This window comes from Streptomyces sp. NPDC012510, from assembly GCF_042955065.1.
In the GTDB taxonomy this organism is placed as follows: domain Bacteria; phylum Actinomycetota; class Actinomycetes; order Streptomycetales; family Streptomycetaceae; genus Streptomyces.
Genome location: NZ_JBIBEN010000030.1, coordinates 22,877 through 37,416 on the forward strand (window position 1 = coordinate 22,877; position 14,540 = coordinate 37,416).

Annotated in this window: 16 protein-coding genes; 9 read left to right on the top strand and 7 right to left on the bottom strand. The window is 70.5% G+C overall.

From position 1 onward, the window contains the following. Positions 1-107 precede the first annotated feature (107 nt). On the top strand, positions 108-434 hold the full coding sequence (locus ACFY9I_RS37440; RefSeq protein WP_391010459.1) for a GYD domain-containing protein: 327 nt from the start codon (positions 108-110) through the stop codon (positions 432-434). Between the two features lie 23 nt (positions 435-457). On the opposite strand, the gene ACFY9I_RS37445 is transcribed toward ACFY9I_RS37440, so the two are convergent. The 4 genes from ACFY9I_RS37445 to phoU form a co-directional block, all read right to left on the bottom strand. Continuing rightward, positions 458-763: a hypothetical protein gene (locus ACFY9I_RS37445; protein WP_391010462.1), complete on the bottom strand. Its 306-nt coding sequence runs from the start codon at positions 761-763 to the stop codon at positions 458-460. A gap of 131 nt (positions 764-894) precedes the next feature. Beyond that, positions 895-1,143, bottom strand: coding sequence for an SCO4226 family nickel-binding protein (locus tag ACFY9I_RS37450; RefSeq protein ID WP_391010465.1), 249 nt, complete (start codon positions 1,141-1,143; stop codon positions 895-897). Positions 1,144-1,362: 219 nt separating this feature from the next. Then, complete coding sequence (locus ACFY9I_RS37455; RefSeq protein ID WP_391010468.1) at positions 1,363-1,524, bottom strand: hypothetical protein; 162 nt, start codon at positions 1,522-1,524, stop codon at positions 1,363-1,365. A 213-nt stretch (positions 1,525-1,737) separates the two neighbouring features. Beyond that, positions 1,738-2,436 (bottom strand): phosphate signaling complex protein PhoU, encoded by a 699-nt coding sequence (gene phoU, locus ACFY9I_RS37460; RefSeq protein WP_391010471.1) that lies wholly within the window; start codon positions 2,434-2,436, stop codon positions 1,738-1,740. 265 nt (positions 2,437-2,701) lie between these two features. On the opposite strand from phoU, the gene ACFY9I_RS37465 reads away from it, so the two are divergent. Together ACFY9I_RS37465 and ACFY9I_RS37470 are read left to right on the top strand one after the other, a co-directional pair. Then, a complete protein-coding gene (locus tag ACFY9I_RS37465; protein WP_391010473.1) occupies positions 2,702-4,018 on the top strand; it encodes an ATP-binding protein in 1,317 nt (438 codons plus the stop codon). After that, the gene (locus tag ACFY9I_RS37470) at positions 4,015-4,695 is read left to right on the top strand and encodes a response regulator transcription factor (RefSeq protein WP_009340348.1); all 681 of its coding nucleotides are present in this window, start codon (positions 4,015-4,017) and stop codon (positions 4,693-4,695) included. Before ACFY9I_RS37465 ends, ACFY9I_RS37470 begins: the two co-directional genes overlap by 4 nt. A 128-nt stretch (positions 4,696-4,823) precedes the next feature. On the opposite strand, the gene ACFY9I_RS37475 is transcribed toward ACFY9I_RS37470, so the two are convergent. Next, positions 4,824-5,510, bottom strand: coding sequence for a copper chaperone PCu(A)C (locus ACFY9I_RS37475; protein WP_391010477.1), 687 nt, complete (start codon positions 5,508-5,510; stop codon positions 4,824-4,826). A 684-nt stretch (positions 5,511-6,194) separates the two neighbouring features. Here ACFY9I_RS37475 and ACFY9I_RS37480 point away from each other — a divergent pair. From ACFY9I_RS37480 to ACFY9I_RS37505, 6 genes are all read left to right on the top strand, one after another. Further along, positions 6,195-6,677: a CarD family transcriptional regulator gene (locus tag ACFY9I_RS37480; RefSeq protein ID WP_003953493.1), complete on the top strand. Its 483-nt coding sequence runs from the start codon at positions 6,195-6,197 to the stop codon at positions 6,675-6,677. A 329-nt stretch (positions 6,678-7,006) separates the two neighbouring features. Beyond that, on the top strand, positions 7,007-7,771 hold the full coding sequence (ispD, locus tag ACFY9I_RS37485) for a 2-C-methyl-D-erythritol 4-phosphate cytidylyltransferase (protein WP_391010480.1): 765 nt from the start codon (positions 7,007-7,009) through the stop codon (positions 7,769-7,771). Further along, positions 7,761-8,261, top strand: coding sequence for a 2-C-methyl-D-erythritol 2,4-cyclodiphosphate synthase (ispF, locus tag ACFY9I_RS37490; RefSeq protein ID WP_391010483.1), 501 nt, complete (start codon positions 7,761-7,763; stop codon positions 8,259-8,261). Before ispD ends, ispF begins: the two co-directional genes overlap by 11 nt. A 228-nt stretch (positions 8,262-8,489) precedes the next feature. Further along, the gene (cysS, locus tag ACFY9I_RS37495; protein ID WP_391010486.1) at positions 8,490-9,893 is read left to right on the top strand and encodes a cysteine--tRNA ligase; all 1,404 of its coding nucleotides are present in this window, start codon (positions 8,490-8,492) and stop codon (positions 9,891-9,893) included. A gap of 123 nt (positions 9,894-10,016) precedes the next feature. Next, positions 10,017-10,958: a 23S rRNA (guanosine(2251)-2'-O)-methyltransferase RlmB gene (rlmB, locus tag ACFY9I_RS37500; protein ID WP_391010489.1), complete on the top strand. Its 942-nt coding sequence runs from the start codon at positions 10,017-10,019 to the stop codon at positions 10,956-10,958. A 113-nt stretch (positions 10,959-11,071) separates the two neighbouring features. Next, the gene (locus ACFY9I_RS37505) at positions 11,072-12,859 is read left to right on the top strand and encodes a DoxX family membrane protein (RefSeq protein ID WP_391010639.1); all 1,788 of its coding nucleotides are present in this window, start codon (positions 11,072-11,074) and stop codon (positions 12,857-12,859) included. A gap of 197 nt (positions 12,860-13,056) precedes the next feature. Here the strand turns inward: ACFY9I_RS37505 and ACFY9I_RS37510 are convergent, their stop codons facing one another. Continuing rightward, entirely contained in the window at positions 13,057-13,788 is a 732-nt protein-coding gene (locus ACFY9I_RS37510) for a sugar phosphate nucleotidyltransferase (RefSeq protein ID WP_391010492.1), read from the bottom strand. A 159-nt stretch (positions 13,789-13,947) separates the two neighbouring features. Continuing rightward, entirely contained in the window at positions 13,948-14,397 is a 450-nt protein-coding gene (locus tag ACFY9I_RS37515; protein ID WP_391010495.1) for a hypothetical protein, read from the bottom strand. Positions 14,398-14,540: the final 143 nt, after the last annotated feature.

The following is a 14,540-nucleotide window of genomic DNA, read 5'->3' on the forward strand; positions in this document are numbered from 1 at the left end:
GCAACTCGCAGGCCGGTCGTCCCCTGCCGTTCGGGGGACACGCGGGTCGTCCGCGGCGCGGTTCCGTCGCCTTGGGGCATCCCTGGAAGGGACGAAAGGGAGACGTGATGCCGCTCTATCTGTCGAGGTTCAGCTACACGCCGGAGACCTGGGCGAGGCTGATCGGCCACCCCGAGGACCGTGCGAAGGCAGCTCGGTCGTACATCGAGTCCGTCGGCGGGAAGCTTCATGGCTTCTGGTACGCCTTCGGGACTCATGACGGCTACAACCTGTGGGAGGCCCCGGACAACGTGTCCATGGCCTCGGTCGCGCTGGCCATCAGCGGAGGCGGCGCGCTCAGCTCGTTCGAGACGACCGTTCTCCTGACCGTCGACGAAACGCTGGACGCCCTGCGCCAGGCGGAACGGATCCAGTACCGGGCTCCCGGCGCATAGCGGCCGCGGGTCGCGGGTGGTTCCTACGCGGCGCCGGTGATGCCGGGGGCGATGAAACGGCGGTGCAGGGGGCTGAAGCTGGTCTCGGGGGCGCCCGGGATGCCGGCTTTCTGCAGCGCGGGCGCGAGTCGTTCGGCGAGGAAGGTCTCGAACGCCTGCTGGGATTCCCGGACGTCGATGACGTGGAGCCCCTGCTCGTCGAACCAGGCCACGTGAAGCTGACCACCGGCGGCCGGCAGTTCCTCCCAGTCGACCGCGTCTCGCACGGTGTCGTACTGCTCCGTCGTCACCTCGGCCCAGCGCATCGACATCACCACGTCTGCGGCCATGTGCGGACCCCCTTGTAGTACCGGTATCGGCAAGAGGATGGTTCCATCGCACGCACTCGCCCGGACAGGGGCGTACGGATGCGTACCGGCGCTTGCCGCAAGCCTTCGCACGCTTGTCTGTCGGCGGCTGTTCAGACCGTCAGGGGTACCGGATGGACCTCGTCCGCCTTGTGGCCGGCACGTTCGTGAATGCGCTGGACGGCCTCCGCCGAGGGAGCCTCGGAGAGGCAGTAGACCGTGCCGGACTCGGGGTCGGCCCAGGCGCGCTCGAAGTGGACGTTCTCGTCCTTCTCGATGGCAAGGTCAGCCCTGTGGGCCGCCTGGAGCTGGTCGGCGGTGATGCCCTTCATCCCATGGTGGACGTCCATGAACTTGGTCATGGCCCGCACCTCCCTCTTCCCTTTTCCAGTTGCTTCTTCCTCTTCCTCTCCCTTCATGCTGCGCCCGTACTGCCGTACGGGCGACCTTTCGCGAGCCCGCCCCATCACGGACGAGCCATTGCGGGAGGGACCGGGTGCGGGAGTGACCGAGCGAGCGAAGGGGCCGTCAGTAGTGACGGCCCCTTCCGCAAGCAGACGTACAGCGGCAGCCCCAGCCGGTCAGCCGCACTGGCAGGGGTTGCCGGACTGACACCCGCAGGCGCACCCGGAACCGCAGCCGCAGGCGCCGACGAGAGGCAGGATCTTGATGTCGGCGGGCTGATGGGTGTCGCGGACCTGTGTCGGGTCGGGGGTACTGGGGCTGGCGGGGGAGTCGGTCATGGTTACTCCTCTAAGGCCGGTGCCTGTGCCCATTGGATTGCCCCATTGGACGCCGCTTCAGCCGGGCGCATCAACGGCGCATGGAGGCGTCCGCACGCCTTGCCGGAGCATCGAGCGCCGGAGCCCCGCGAGGCCGGGCTCCCCCGAGCGGGCCCACGGCCACCCCGCCCCCACTCCCCCTCCGCCCCCTACGCCTCCTCCGCCCCCTCGCCCCTACGCCCCCGCGACCGGCGGAGCCGGCTGGACCGGCTGGATGTCCGCCTGGAGGTCGTCCGCGTGTTCACCCGTCACCAGGTACACCACCCGCTTGGCGACGGACACCGCGTGGTCGGCGAAGCGCTCGTAGTAGCGGCCGAGGAGGGTGACGTCGACGGCGGTCTCGATGCCGTGCTTCCAGCGGTCGTCCATGAGGTGCTGGAAGAGTGTGCGGTGGAGCAGGTCCATCGCGTCGTCGTCCTGCTCCAGCTGGAGCGCGAGGTCGACGTCCTTGGTGATGATGACCTCGGCGGCCTTGGCCATCAGACGCTGCGCGAGCTGGCCCATCTCCAGGATCGTGGCGTGCAGGTCACGAGGGACCGTGCGGTCGGGGAAGCGCAGCCGGGTCAGCTTGGCCACGTGCTGGGCCAGGTCACCGGAGCGCTCCAGGTCGGCGGACATGCGCAGCGAGGTCACGACGATACGGAGGTCCGTCGCGACCGGCTGCTGTCGCGCCAGCAGGGCTATCGCTCGGGCTTCCAGGTCGTGCTGCAGGTCGTCGACCTTCTTGTCGGCCTCGATCACGCTCTCGGCCAGCTTCAGGTCGGCGTCGAGCATCGCCGTCGTGGCGCGTCCGATCGCCGACCCCACCAGTCGGGCCATCTCGACCAGGCCCTCACCGATCGAGTCAAGTTCCTCGTGGTACGCGTCCCGCATCAGGGTGTCCCTCTCTTACGTACGTCTGCTCGTGGGTAACCAGAAAAGCCGTGACGGTAGCCGTTCCGCCAGGCCAGGGCAGCCGAAAGAACGGCGGCCGAAAGCCCCGACGAACCCCACGCTCCCACGTTCCGGCCTGTACGCGTCCGTTTCCGCCTTCCCAAATGAACCAATACTGGCTCCAAGGTGAACTCTGGGCGACGAGTGTTCGAGGTCGCCCCCCGACCGCTGTGGGGATGTCCGACCTCGTGCCTAACCTGGTGGCATGGACGTGAACGCGGCGGTCGCCGCAGCGGCAGCGATCGCCGGAGTGCTCACCGGCGTCATCGCCATGCTCGCGTTCCGCTTCAGCGAGCGCGAACAGAGGCGTCCTACCCGGACCTCCCTGCACACCGACCCGGTGCTTCCGCCCGGCGTCGACACCGTGCTGTCCGTGCTCCGCTCCTCCGCCGTGGTGCTCGACGAGGCCGACGCCGTCGTCAAGGCCAGCTCCGCCGCGTACGCCCTCGGTCTCGTCCGTGGCGGAAAGCTCTCCATCGAGCCGATGCTCAAAATGGCCCGCGACACCCGACGGGACGGCGAGATACGCCAGGTCGAGCTGGACCTGCCCCGGCGTGGCACCGGACGCGGCGAAGCCCTCGCCGTCTCCGCGCGCGTGGCGCCGCTGGGCTCCCGGCTGGTGATGCTGCTCGTCGAGGACCTCACCGAGGCCCGTCGTATCGAAGCCGTACGCCGTGACTTCGTCGCCAACGTCAGCCATGAGCTGAAGACCCCGGTCGGCGCCCTCTCCCTCCTCTCGGAGGCCGTGATGGACGCCAGCGACGACCCCGAGGCAGTGGAACGGTTCGCTGGTCGCATGCAGATCGAGGCCACCCGGCTGACCAACCTCGTGCAGGAGCTCATCGACCTCTCCCGGGTGCAGAACGACGACCCGCTGGAGGACGCCGAGCCCGTTCGGGTGGACGAACTGGTGGCCGAGGCCGTCGACCGCTGCCGCCACCAGGCCGGCACCAAGCAGATCACGATGGCTTCGAACATGGGCGCGCCCGAAGGACTTGAGCAGGGTGAGGGCGGACGACAGACGGGCGGCACCGCCGAGCTGCGCGTCTGGGGCAACCGCGGCCAGCTCGCCGCCGCCCTCGGCAACCTCGTCGAGAACGCCGTCAACTACTCCCCGGCCCGCACCCGCGTCGGCATAGCCGCACGCCGGGTGACCGCGCCGGGCGGGGACCATATCGAGATCGCCGTGACCGACCAGGGCATCGGCATCTCGGACAAGGACAAGGAGCGCATCTTCGAGCGCTTCTACCGCGTGGACCCGGCCCGTTCCCGCCAGACCGGCGGTACGGGTCTAGGTCTCGCGATCGTCAAGCACGTGGCCGCCTCGCACGGCGGGGAGGTCACGGTGTGGAGCTCGGAGGGACAGGGCTCCACGTTCACCCTCAGGCTGCCGGAGGCGGGCGCGTCCCGCGACCGAGCGGCCAAGCACCCGGACCTCGACGACGAGGACGGACAGCCTCACCCCGACCCATCCCCGTACGGACCGTACGAATCGCTTCCCGCCCCGGAGGTCCTTCCGTGACCCGAGTGCTCGTCGTCGAGGACGAGGAGTCCTTCTCCGACGCCCTGTCCTACATGCTCCGCAAAGAGGGCTTCGAGGTCGCCATCGCGACCACCGGGCCCGACGGCCTCGACGAGTTCGAGCGCAACGGAGCCGACCTCGTCCTCCTCGACCTGATGCTGCCCGGCCTGCCGGGCACCGAGGTCTGCCGCCAGCTGCGCGGCCGTTCCAACGTCCCGGTGATCATGGTGACCGCCAAGGACAGCGAGATCGACAAGGTCGTGGGCCTGGAGATAGGAGCCGATGACTATGTCACCAAGCCCTTCTCCTCCCGCGAGCTCGTCGCCCGTATCCGGGCCGTACTGCGCCGCCGCGGCGAGCCCGAGGAGGTCACCCCGGCCGCGCTGGAGGCAGGCCCGGTCCGCATGGACGTCGACCGTCACGTGGTCACTGTCTCGGGCTCCAAGGTCGACCTCCCCCTCAAGGAGTTCGACCTGCTCGAAATGCTGCTGCGCAACGCGGGCCGCGTCCTGACCCGAATGCAGCTCATCGACCGCGTCTGGGGCGCCGACTACGTGGGCGACACCAAGACCCTCGACGTCCACGTCAAGCGTCTCCGCGCCAAGATCGAGCCCGACCCGGGCGCGCCGAGATATCTGGTGACGGTGCGTGGCCTCGGCTACAAGTTCGAGCCGTAGACCGACTGCCACGTCGTGGAGCGAAGCGCGGCGCGCCGTAGAAGTAGAACGAAGCGCGGAACGCCGTAGGACGAAGGGCGGCACCCCCCCGGGGGGTGCCGCCCTTCGTGTTGTCCGGACTACGGCGCTCAGTGGCCGGAGGTCTCCTCGGAGGCCGAGGCGGACGGGGACGCCGTGGAGCCGGCGGCGCCCTCCTCGGTCGTGCCCTCCTCGTCGGGCGAGCCCGAGACGGACGCGGACGGGGAGCCGGAGGTCTCCTCGTTCGGTGTGGGGCTGCCGGCCGGGGCCTCGGGGACGTCGGTCGGGCCCCACTTCTCGAAGTAGTGCTCAGCGGGTACGACGAAGGCGCGCAGGCTGACCTCGCCGGTCTCGCTGAAGGTGAAGGTGACCTTCTGGGCGTTGCCGTCCTTGACGGTGTCGCCGGCGTCCGCCAGGACCGCGGAGGCGTTGCCCTCGCCGCCCAGGATCACGGAGCCGCCGGCCGGGACGACGACCTTGCCGCCCTGGCCCTCGCCCTTGGCCGGCGTGATCTCGGCTTCGCCGGCGCCCTCCACGGTGATGGAGTCCAGTGTCTGGTCGGTGGTGGCGGCGTTGAACAGGGTGGCGGAGACCACGGCGGGACCCTTGGCCTCGGTCCCCGGCTGGGTGACCACGATCGCGTTCTGGATCTTGATGTCGCCGACGCTGGTCGCCGCGTTGTCCGGCTTGACCTGAAGCGTCTGGGCGTTGCTGCCGGCGCTGCACGCGGCGAGCGAGGCGATCGAGAACGCGAGGGCGGCGGCGGCGAGGGCGCCGCGTCGAATGCTGCTGCTCACGGCGGCGGCAACTCCTTGGACGTGGGCGGTACGTGGTCTGTAGCGGGCTTAGGTTATCGAGCCGCCCCGCCGCCGCCGCACCCGACCCTCCCCAAGTCCCGGACCAGTCGCCGAGCAGTCACGACCAGTCCCCGAGCAGGTGCTGCGCAGTCCTCGCCCGGTCATCGGAGGCAATTCGGTGGCCACGCCACCCACAGATCCGTCCGGCATTCACATAACCACCATCGATACCGCCGGCGATACCACCCTCGATCCCTTCGCCGTCTCCCGGATTTCGGGTAAGGAATGCGGAGCGCCACAGAAAATCGATCACCCGGCAGAACGGCGCGGAACACGATCCGGTAACGGCGGAACATCGGCGGGAGATCGAACTCCTTGATCAATTCCGGATTCGTCTCGTACCCGACTCCGCTCACCGAACGGAGTAGCGTAAGTCGCACACATGGAGTCGGACAAAACGGGATGTTCAGGCGCTCGTGGAGCCCTCCGGATGCGTGTAACGTACGCGTTTCACTCTGTCCGGAGAGCCGCTCCCACCTGCGAATACCCACTCCCGTCCGGTCCCCGCAGCACGTTCCTGTCGCAGTTGTCAAGCCCCGAGATATGCCCTGACCTGCGAAAACGCCATTCAGAACCCGCCGTTTCCGTGTTACCCTGGATAGCCACGGAAGGGGTACCTGTCACATGACGTTCAAGGTTGGCGACACCGTGGTCTATCCCCATCACGGGGCCGCGCTGATCGAGGCCATCGAAACTCGCCAGATCAAAGGCGTGGACAAGACCTACTTGGTGCTCAAGGTCGCTCAGGGCGACCTGACGGTGCGTGTGCCAGCGGACAATGCGGAGTTCGTCGGCGTGCGTGATGTGGTCGGTCAAGACGGCCTGGACCGGGTCTTCGAGGTGCTGCGCGCGCCGTATGCCGAGGAGCCCACGAACTGGTCGCGTCGCTACAAGGCAAACCTGGAGAAGCTCGCCTCCGGCGATGTCATCAAGGTCGCGGAAGTCGTGCGTGACCTGTGGCGTCGTGAGCGCGAGCGCGGACTGTCCGCCGGTGAGAAGCGCATGCTCGCCAAGGCTCGCCAGATTCTGGTGAGCGAGCTCGCCCTCGCGGAGAACACGAACGAGGACAAGGCCGAGGCCCTGCTCGACGAGGTTCTCGCGTCCTGAACTGACTTCTGAGGCAGGCAGCCAGCCCGCTCAGCCGTTCAGCGCAGCACACATGTAAATGCCGCGGTGCCCGATGACGTACGTAATGTCGCCGGGCGCTGCGGCATGTCCGTACCCAGATGCCGTACGCCGGAATGGGGTCCCCGATACTTGGCGTTCCCCGGTACTCGACGAGTACTCCTGAGCCGTCCCGAGTACTCGTACTAGGCGTGCCGGGCCCGGGCAGCTGGCTCGACCAGATGTCACGGAAGGGGTCCGGTCAAGGCGTCGCGCCCGGCACGCTGTGGCCATACCCACCTAGGCCGAGCACACAAACCTGACAGGAACCGATGTCTGACGATTCGCGCCCTTCGCCTTCCGGAGCCGGTACGGCAACCCGTACGGCGGCCGTGATCCCGGCCGCCGGTCGGGGCGTACGCCTCGGTCCGGGCGCCCCCAAAGCGCTGCGCGCGCTGAACGGCACCCCGATGCTGATCCACGCGGTGCGCGCCATGGCCGCGTCCCGCGCCGTCTCCCTCGTGATCGTCGTGGCACCGCCCGACGGCACCGCCGAGGTCAAGACCCTGCTCGACGCGCACGCGTTGCCCGAACGCACGGACTTCGTCGTCGTACCGGGCGGCGAGTCGCGGCAGGAGTCGGTGCGGCTCGGCCTCGACGCCCTGCCGCCCGGCTACGCCATCGTGCTGGTGCACGACGCGGCCCGTCCGCTCGTCCCCGTCGACACCGTCGACGCGGTCATCGAGGCCGTTCGGGACGGTGCGCCGGCCGTGGTGCCCGCGCTCCCGCTCGCCGACACGGTCAAGGAGGTGCGGCCGGCGGACGCGCCCGGCGCGCCGGAGCCCGTCGTCGCCACGCCGGAGCGGGCACGGCTGCGGGCGGTGCAGACACCGCAGGGATTCGACCGGGAGACGCTGGTGCGGGCGCACGAGACGGTCACCGGCGAGGTGACCGACGACGCGAGCATGGTCGAGCGGCTCGGGCTGGGCGTCGTGGTCGTGCCCGGACACGAGGAGGCGTTCAAGGTGACGCGGCCGCTGGATCTGGTGCTCGCGGAGGCGGTCCTGGCGCGCAGGAGGCTGAACGATGGGTTCTGAGACACCCCTCGTAGTGCTTCCCCAGGTCGGCATCGGCACCGACATCCACGCCTTCGAGGAGGGGCGGGAGCTGTGGTGCGCCGGGCTGAAGTGGGAAGGACAGGGGCCGGGGCTCGCCGGGCACTCCGACGCGGATGTCGTCGCGCACGCCGCCTGCAACGCGCTGTTCTCCGCTGCCGGAATGGGTGACCTCGGACAGCACTTCGGCACGGGGCGGCCCGAGTGGTCGGGGGCGTCCGGGGTGACCTTGCTGGCGGAGGCCGCGAGGATCGTGCGGGAAGCGGGGTTCGTCATCGGCAACGTGGCGGTGCAGGTGGTGGGGGACCGGCCGAAGATCGGGAAGCGGCGGGACGAGGCGCAGAAAGTGCTGTCGGAGGTGGTGGGGGCGCCTGTCTCGGTGTCGGGGGCCACGACCGACGGGCTCGGGTTTCCCGGACGGGGTGAGGGGTTGATGGCGATCGCCACGGCCCTGGTCGTACGGGTGGGGTGACGCCGGGTTCTCTCGCCCCCGCCGCCCCTACCCGTCCATCCCGGGGGCTGCGCCCGCCAGCCCCCGGAGCGCTGCGTTGTCGGCTGCCGGAGCGACGTGGTTGCTCGCGCAGTTCCCCGCGCCCCTTGTGGGCCTGCGGCCCGTCGGGGGGCGCGGTCCACATCACGAAACTGTCGTCCTTGGGGTCAAGGGCTCGGGGCACGGGCGCCGGGCCACTACCCTGGTGGCGTGACTATTCGCCTGTACGACACCAGCGCCCGGCAGATCCGTGACTTCGCCCCGCTCACGCCGGGTTGCGTCTCGATCTACCTGTGTGGCGCCACGGTGCAGGCGGCCCCGCACATCGGGCACATCCGGTCGGGGCTCAACTTCGACATCATGCGCCGGTGGTTCGAGTACCGCGGGTACGACGTGACGTTCGTCCGGAACGTCACGGACATCGACGACAAGATCATCGCCAAGTCGGCCGACCAGGGCCGCCCCTGGTGGTCGATCGGCTACGAGAACGAGCGCGCGTTCAACGACGGCTACGAGGCGCTCGGTTGCCTTCCGCCCACCTACGAGCCGCGTGCCACCGGGCACGTGACCGAGATGGTCGAGATGATGCGCGGGCTGATCGAGCGCGGCCACGCGTACGAGGCCGACGGGAACGTGTACTTCGACGTGCGGTCGTTCCCCGAGTACCTGCGGCTGTCCAACCAGGAACTCGACAACCTGCTCCAGCCCTCCGGGGAGGGCGAGACCGGCAAGCGCGACCCGCGTGACTTCGCCATGTGGAAGTCGGCGAAGCCGGGGGAGCCGACCTGGGAGACGCCCTGGGGGCGCGGCCGGCCGGGCTGGCACCTTGAGTGCTCGGCCATGGCGCACAAGTACCTGGGCAGCGCCTTCGACATCCACGGTGGCGGCCTCGACCTGATCTTCCCGCACCACGAGAACGAGATCGCGCAGGCCAAGGCCTTCGGTGACGAGTTCGCCACCTACTGGGTGCACAACGCCTGGGTCACCATGAGCGGCGAGAAGATGTCCAAGTCGCTGGGCAACTCGGTGCTCGTGAGCGAGATGGTCAAGCACTGGCGGCCCATCGTGCTCCGGTACTACCTGGGCACCCCGCACTACCGCTCGATGATCGAGTACAGCGCGGACGCCCTGCGCGAGGCCGAGTCGGCGTTCGCCCGTATCGAGGGGTTCGTGCAGCGGGTCGTCGAGAAGGCGGGCGGGGTCGTCGAGCCCGCCGCCGAGGTGCCGCCGGCGTTCGCCGAGGCGATGGACGACGACCTGGGCGTACCGCAGGCGCTCGCCGTCGTGCACACCACCGTCCGGCAGGGCAACAGCGCACTGGCCGCCGACGACAAGGAAGCGGCCGTGGCGCGGCTCGCCGAGGTGCGGGCCATGCTCGGCGTACTCGGCCTCGATCCGCTGCACCCGCACTGGGCCGGCGACGGCGCCGACCGGGGCGAGGACCTCCACGGGGTCGTCGACAGCCTCGTCGGACTGGTCCTCCAGCAGCGCGAGGCCGCCCGCTCCCGCAAGGACTGGGCCACCGCGGACGCCATCCGCGACCAGCTCAACCAGTCGGGTCTGGTCATCGAGGACAGCCCCGACGGGCCACGCTGGACCCTGGGACCACGCTGACCCTCCGGTCCCCCTGATCGATCGACCTTGATCGATTGTGCCGCCCGGCCGTCCGGGCGGCACACTGCATTGAGCACACACGACATACGTACACACGCACACTTCGCAGGAGACGGGTAGGTCATGGCCGCTAACAACCGCCGCATGTCCGGCAAGAAGGGCGCGCAGGTCGGCAGTGGCGGCCAGCGGCGCAAGGGTCTCGAGGGCAAGGGCCCGACGCCGCCCGCCGAGATGCGCAAGAAGCACAAGAAGAATCGGATCGCCACCGCCAAGGCCAAGCAGGCCGCGCGCCGCCCCGTGCCGCGCGGACGCGGTGGCAAGGGCACGTCCGAGATGGTCGTCGGGCGCAACCCCGTCGTCGAGGCGCTGCGCGAGGGCGTGCCCGCGACGACGCTCTACGTCCAGCAGTTCATCGACAACGACGAGCGCGTACGCGAGGCGCTGCAACTCGCGGCCGAGCGCGGTGGCATCAACCTCATGGAGGCGCCCCGCCCCGAGCTGGACCGCATGACCAACGGCCTCAACCACCAGGGTCTCGTCCTCCAGGTCCCGCCCTACGAGTACGCCCACCCCGAGGACCTGGTGGCCGCCGCGTACGACGAGGGCGAGGACCCGCTGATCGTCGCCCTCGACGGCGTGACCGACCCGCGCAACCTCGGCGCCGTCGTCCGGTCCGTCTCCGCGTTCGGCGGCCACGGCGTCGTCGTACCCGAGCGGCGCGCGGCCGGCATGACCGCCGGCGCCTGGAAGACGTCCGCCGGTACGGCCGCCCGTACGCCCGTCGCCCGCGCCACCAACCTCACGCGCGCGCTGGAGGCGTACAAGAAGGCAGGTGTCGTCGTGGTCGGCCTGGCCGCGGACGGCGAGGCCGAGGTCGGCGAGCTGGAGGCCCTGGAGGGGCCCGTCGTCATCGTCGTCGGCAGCGAGGGCAAGGGCCTGTCCCGGCTCGTCGGGGAGACCTGTGACTTCCGGGTACGAATCCCGATGCCGGGCGGCGCCGAGTCGTTGAACGCGGGTGTCGCGGCGGGAGTCGTGCTGTACGAGGCGGCGCGCCGCAGGGCCTGAAAAACGGGCTCCCGGCCGGGCGCTCGGGGCGTTCTGGATCACCTTGACGCGGTCCGGACAGATCGGGGCGGTCAAGACAGTGTCCTAACGACACGTCACTCGGTTAGATGAGTGTGGACACCAGAACACCCCGCACACCCACGGGGGACCGTTCGTCGGGATTCGACTCGGGAATCGACGACGCTCCCGCGCTGAGCATGGTGAAGGTGCCGAGCGATCCGGCGCAGGTCATCGTCAACCACGCGAGTTTCCGCGTGCAGTTGGGCGCCTCCACGCGGGCGTCCCCGCGTATCGCACGGCACTTGAGCGCCGGCGAGGACACCACGCGCATGCCCGTCGTGGGCACGCCGGGCCGGTCCGGCGCGCCTGCCGCCGGGCGCCGGCGCGCGCCCGTCGTCTGGAGCGGGAAGTCCGCGCCGGACGACACGGGAGCCCACCGGCTCCTCCAGGCGGTCCGAGGCGCGGGCCTCGGCGTCGGCGCTCCCGACCCGCTGGGCGACACCGGCTCCACCCAGGTCATCCCGCGCGTCGACGGCCCGGGAAGCAGGGGCTACGACCCCGACAGCGGACGCTACGGCGCGGACGGCGGGCGCTACGGAGTCGAAGGCGGGGGCTACGGCGCAGACCTGACCGTGGAGACCGTCGAGACGCCCATCGTCGGCAGCCAGCGCACCCACGGCGATCACGCCGCCTCCGAAGGCACCCGGCTGCTGCCCACCATGCGCACGGTCGACAGCGCGTACGACGAACCCCGCTACGACCAGGCCCGGTACGGCCAGGACACCTACGTGGACGGGGAGTTCCCGGAGTCGTACGACGGCGACGGCGACCGTCACGACGACGGCGGGGACGAGCGGAGCGGGCGGCGCGCCGCCAACGAGCCCGTACGGCACGCCTACTACCCCGGGCGTCGGATGAACCTCGGCGTGGTGCTGCTGCCGCTGCGCGTCTTCCTCGGCTTCATCTCCGTCTACGCCGGCATGGGCAAGCTCTGCGACCCGCACTACTTCGACGGCGGCAAACGCGGCTCCATGGTGAAGTGGCTGAACACGCTGCATCCGTGGGAAGTCGCCGAGCCCCTGCGGCAGTTCGCGCTGGAACACCCGGTCGGCTCCGGGCTCGTCATCGCCTTCGCCCAGGTCGTCGTCGGCGTGCTGACCGTCCTCGGACTGTGGCAGCGGGTCGCCGCCGGGGTCGGTGCGCTGCTGTCGGCCGCGCTGCTCGTCACCGTGAGCTGGAAGACCGTCCCCGTCTACGAGACGCCCGACATCATCTACCTCGCCGCCTGGTCCCCGCTGATCATCGCGGGCGCGCCGGTGTACTCCGTCGACGGGCGGCTCGCGGCCGGCGCCTGGCGCACACTCGGGCCGCGCGCCGACATCTGGGAGCTGCGGCGGTACGTGCTGCGGCGGGGCGTGCTCGTCACCGCCATCGTCGTCGGGCTGACGATGCTGGTCGGGGCCGTCCTCGGCGGGGCCGTGCGGGACGCCGACCGGATCGTCGTCCCCGGGCCGGGGGAGGCGCCCCGCAACGAGCTGCCGGGGTCGCCGTTGCCGGGTGAGCCCGGCAAGCGGCGCGAGAACAGCCCCTCCGCGTCCAACTCCCCCACCGCGGGCGCGACATCGGCGAGTCCGTCGCAGGAGGCGACGACGCCGGCGGCCACGCGGGACACCGGGGCGGTCACCGGCGGGCAGCCCAGTGAGACACAGGGGACGGCCGGGCAGGCGCCGCCGCAGCAGTCCTCGCCGGTGCAGCAGGTGCCGAGCACGACCGCTGGGCCCAGCTCCAGTGGAGGGGCCTCCGGCGGAGCGACCAGTGGGGCTACGGGGTCCACCGGGTCCACCGGGGGAAGCTCCTCGGGTGGGCAGCAGCCCGGGCTGGTGGGAGGCTTGCTCGGGTAGTCCCGTCGGCCGCGTCGAAACGAGTGGGCCCCGCGTGTTTCCTGCGCGGGGCCCACTGTTGTGTGTGCGGGAACTCCGGATGGCACGGGGGTGCGCTTCGCGGGCGACTGCGGGTTGGTCGTGCCTGTCGCGCGGTTCCCCGCCCCCCAGGGGGCCGGTGGTTACCGGGCGCCCTGGGACCTGGCCCGTCCGGTCCTCTACCGCCCCAGCGCCGCCAGCTCCTTCGCTGCCTCTGTCAGGTCCTTGGCCGTGTCGATGGCTCGCCAGTAGGCGCCCTGGGGGATGGGGAAGCCCGCCAGGCGGCGTTCTCGGGCCAGGCGGGGGAAGGTGGCGCGCTCGTGGTCGCCGCGTTCGGGGAGGAGGCCGGCGAACTCGGGGGAGAAGACGTAGACGCCGGCGTTGATCTCGTACGTCGTGGGCGGGGCCTCGATGAAGTCGGTGACGCGGCCGAAACCGTCCGTCCTGACGGCACCCCAGGGGATGCGGGGGCGGGCGAGGGCGAGCGTGGCGAGGGCGTCGCGTTCGGTGTGGAAGTCCGCCATGTCGCGGAGCGAGAAGCGGGTCCAGATGTCGCCGTTGGTGGCGTACCAGGGCCGGTCGGGGTGGGGGAGGTGCGAGGCGGCGTACTTGAGGCCTCCGCCCCGGCCCAGGGGTTCCGTCTCGACGACCGTGGTGACGCGGCACGGCAGGTCGGCCGCGTCCAGCCACTTCTGCAGGACGTCGGCGAGGTGGCCGCAGGAGACGACCACGTCGGTCACGCCCTCCTCGGCGAGCCAGGCGAGCTGATGGCCGATGATCGGTGTGCCCGTGCCGGGGATCTCGACCATGGGCTTGGGCCGGTCGTCGGTGTACGGACGCAGCCGGGAGCCCTGGCCACCGGCGAGGACCACGGCTTGAACGGGGCGCGACGCGGCGTTCGGATCGGTCATGACCGAACTGTACGTGGCGCCCCGCTCGCGGGAGCACGGCCCTGGGATCGGTATACGGGAAGAACGGGTCGGTATACGGGGGGTGCGAGCCCTGGAGCCCTTGGGGACCTGCGGGGGACCTGGCAGGCGTGCCGCGTGTGGCGCACGACCTGCGGGTCCTCAGCCGTGCTGGGCGGCCACTCCTGTCGCGAAGGACGTGTCGCAGACCGGGCGGGCGTAGGACTGCGCGCGGGTGGGGCCGTAGGCGCGGACGGCGGCGCGGCCGAGGGCGCGGGCGATGGAGGTGCAGTGCCTGGCCAGCGTGGGCCGGCCGTTCACCGCCTGCTGCAGGTGGGTGAGGGCGACGCCCGGGTCCTGCTCCTGCAGCTCCACGAGGAGCTTGTCGCGCAGCACCTCGTGCGGGGCGCGGGCCTTGGCGCGCGGGGAGACCTCCGAGGCGGCGAGGACCGAGTCGGCGGGGTCGGCGCCCGACCAGTCGACACGGGTGACCGCGAGGGTGCCGGAGAGGACCAGGACGACCGGCAGGACCAGGGCCAGGGAACGGCCGATCCGGCGGGCGGGGCCGCGGCCGTGCCGCGTCCGTTGGGTGTAGGTGTGGGTGTGCTTCACGCGAGTGAGGGTAGCGCGGGGTAGTGATATGGCGACATTAGGTCACCGAATCGGGGGACGTCGAAGTGCCGTTCTCTGGGTGACAGGTTGACGTACAGTGGTCGAAATGGGTGGATTTGCCGGGGTAGTTGCAGGCAGTGAAG

Coding starts and splice junctions, on each gene's coding strand:
- ACFY9I_RS37440 (WP_391010459.1), top strand. CDS start 108: ATGCCGCTCTATCTGTCGAGGTTCAGCTACACGCCGGAGACCTGGGCG.
- ACFY9I_RS37445 (WP_391010462.1), bottom strand. CDS start 763: ATGGCCGCAGACGTGGTGATGTCGATGCGCTGGGCCGAGGTGACGACG.
- ACFY9I_RS37450 (WP_391010465.1), bottom strand. CDS start 1,143: ATGACCAAGTTCATGGACGTCCACCATGGGATGAAGGGCATCACCGCC.
- ACFY9I_RS37455 (WP_391010468.1), bottom strand. CDS start 1,524: ATGACCGACTCCCCCGCCAGCCCCAGTACCCCCGACCCGACACAGGTC.
- phoU (WP_391010471.1), bottom strand. CDS start 2,436: ATGCGGGACGCGTACCACGAGGAACTTGACTCGATCGGTGAGGGCCTG.
- ACFY9I_RS37465 (WP_391010473.1), top strand. CDS start 2,702: ATGGACGTGAACGCGGCGGTCGCCGCAGCGGCAGCGATCGCCGGAGTG.
- ACFY9I_RS37480 (WP_003953493.1), top strand. CDS start 6,195: ATGACGTTCAAGGTTGGCGACACCGTGGTCTATCCCCATCACGGGGCC.
- ispD (WP_391010480.1), top strand. CDS start 7,007: ATGTCTGACGATTCGCGCCCTTCGCCTTCCGGAGCCGGTACGGCAACC.
- ispF (WP_391010483.1), top strand. CDS start 7,761: ATGGGTTCTGAGACACCCCTCGTAGTGCTTCCCCAGGTCGGCATCGGC.
- rlmB (WP_391010489.1), top strand. CDS start 10,017: ATGGCCGCTAACAACCGCCGCATGTCCGGCAAGAAGGGCGCGCAGGTC.
- ACFY9I_RS37510 (WP_391010492.1), bottom strand. CDS start 13,788: ATGACCGATCCGAACGCCGCGTCGCGCCCCGTTCAAGCCGTGGTCCTC.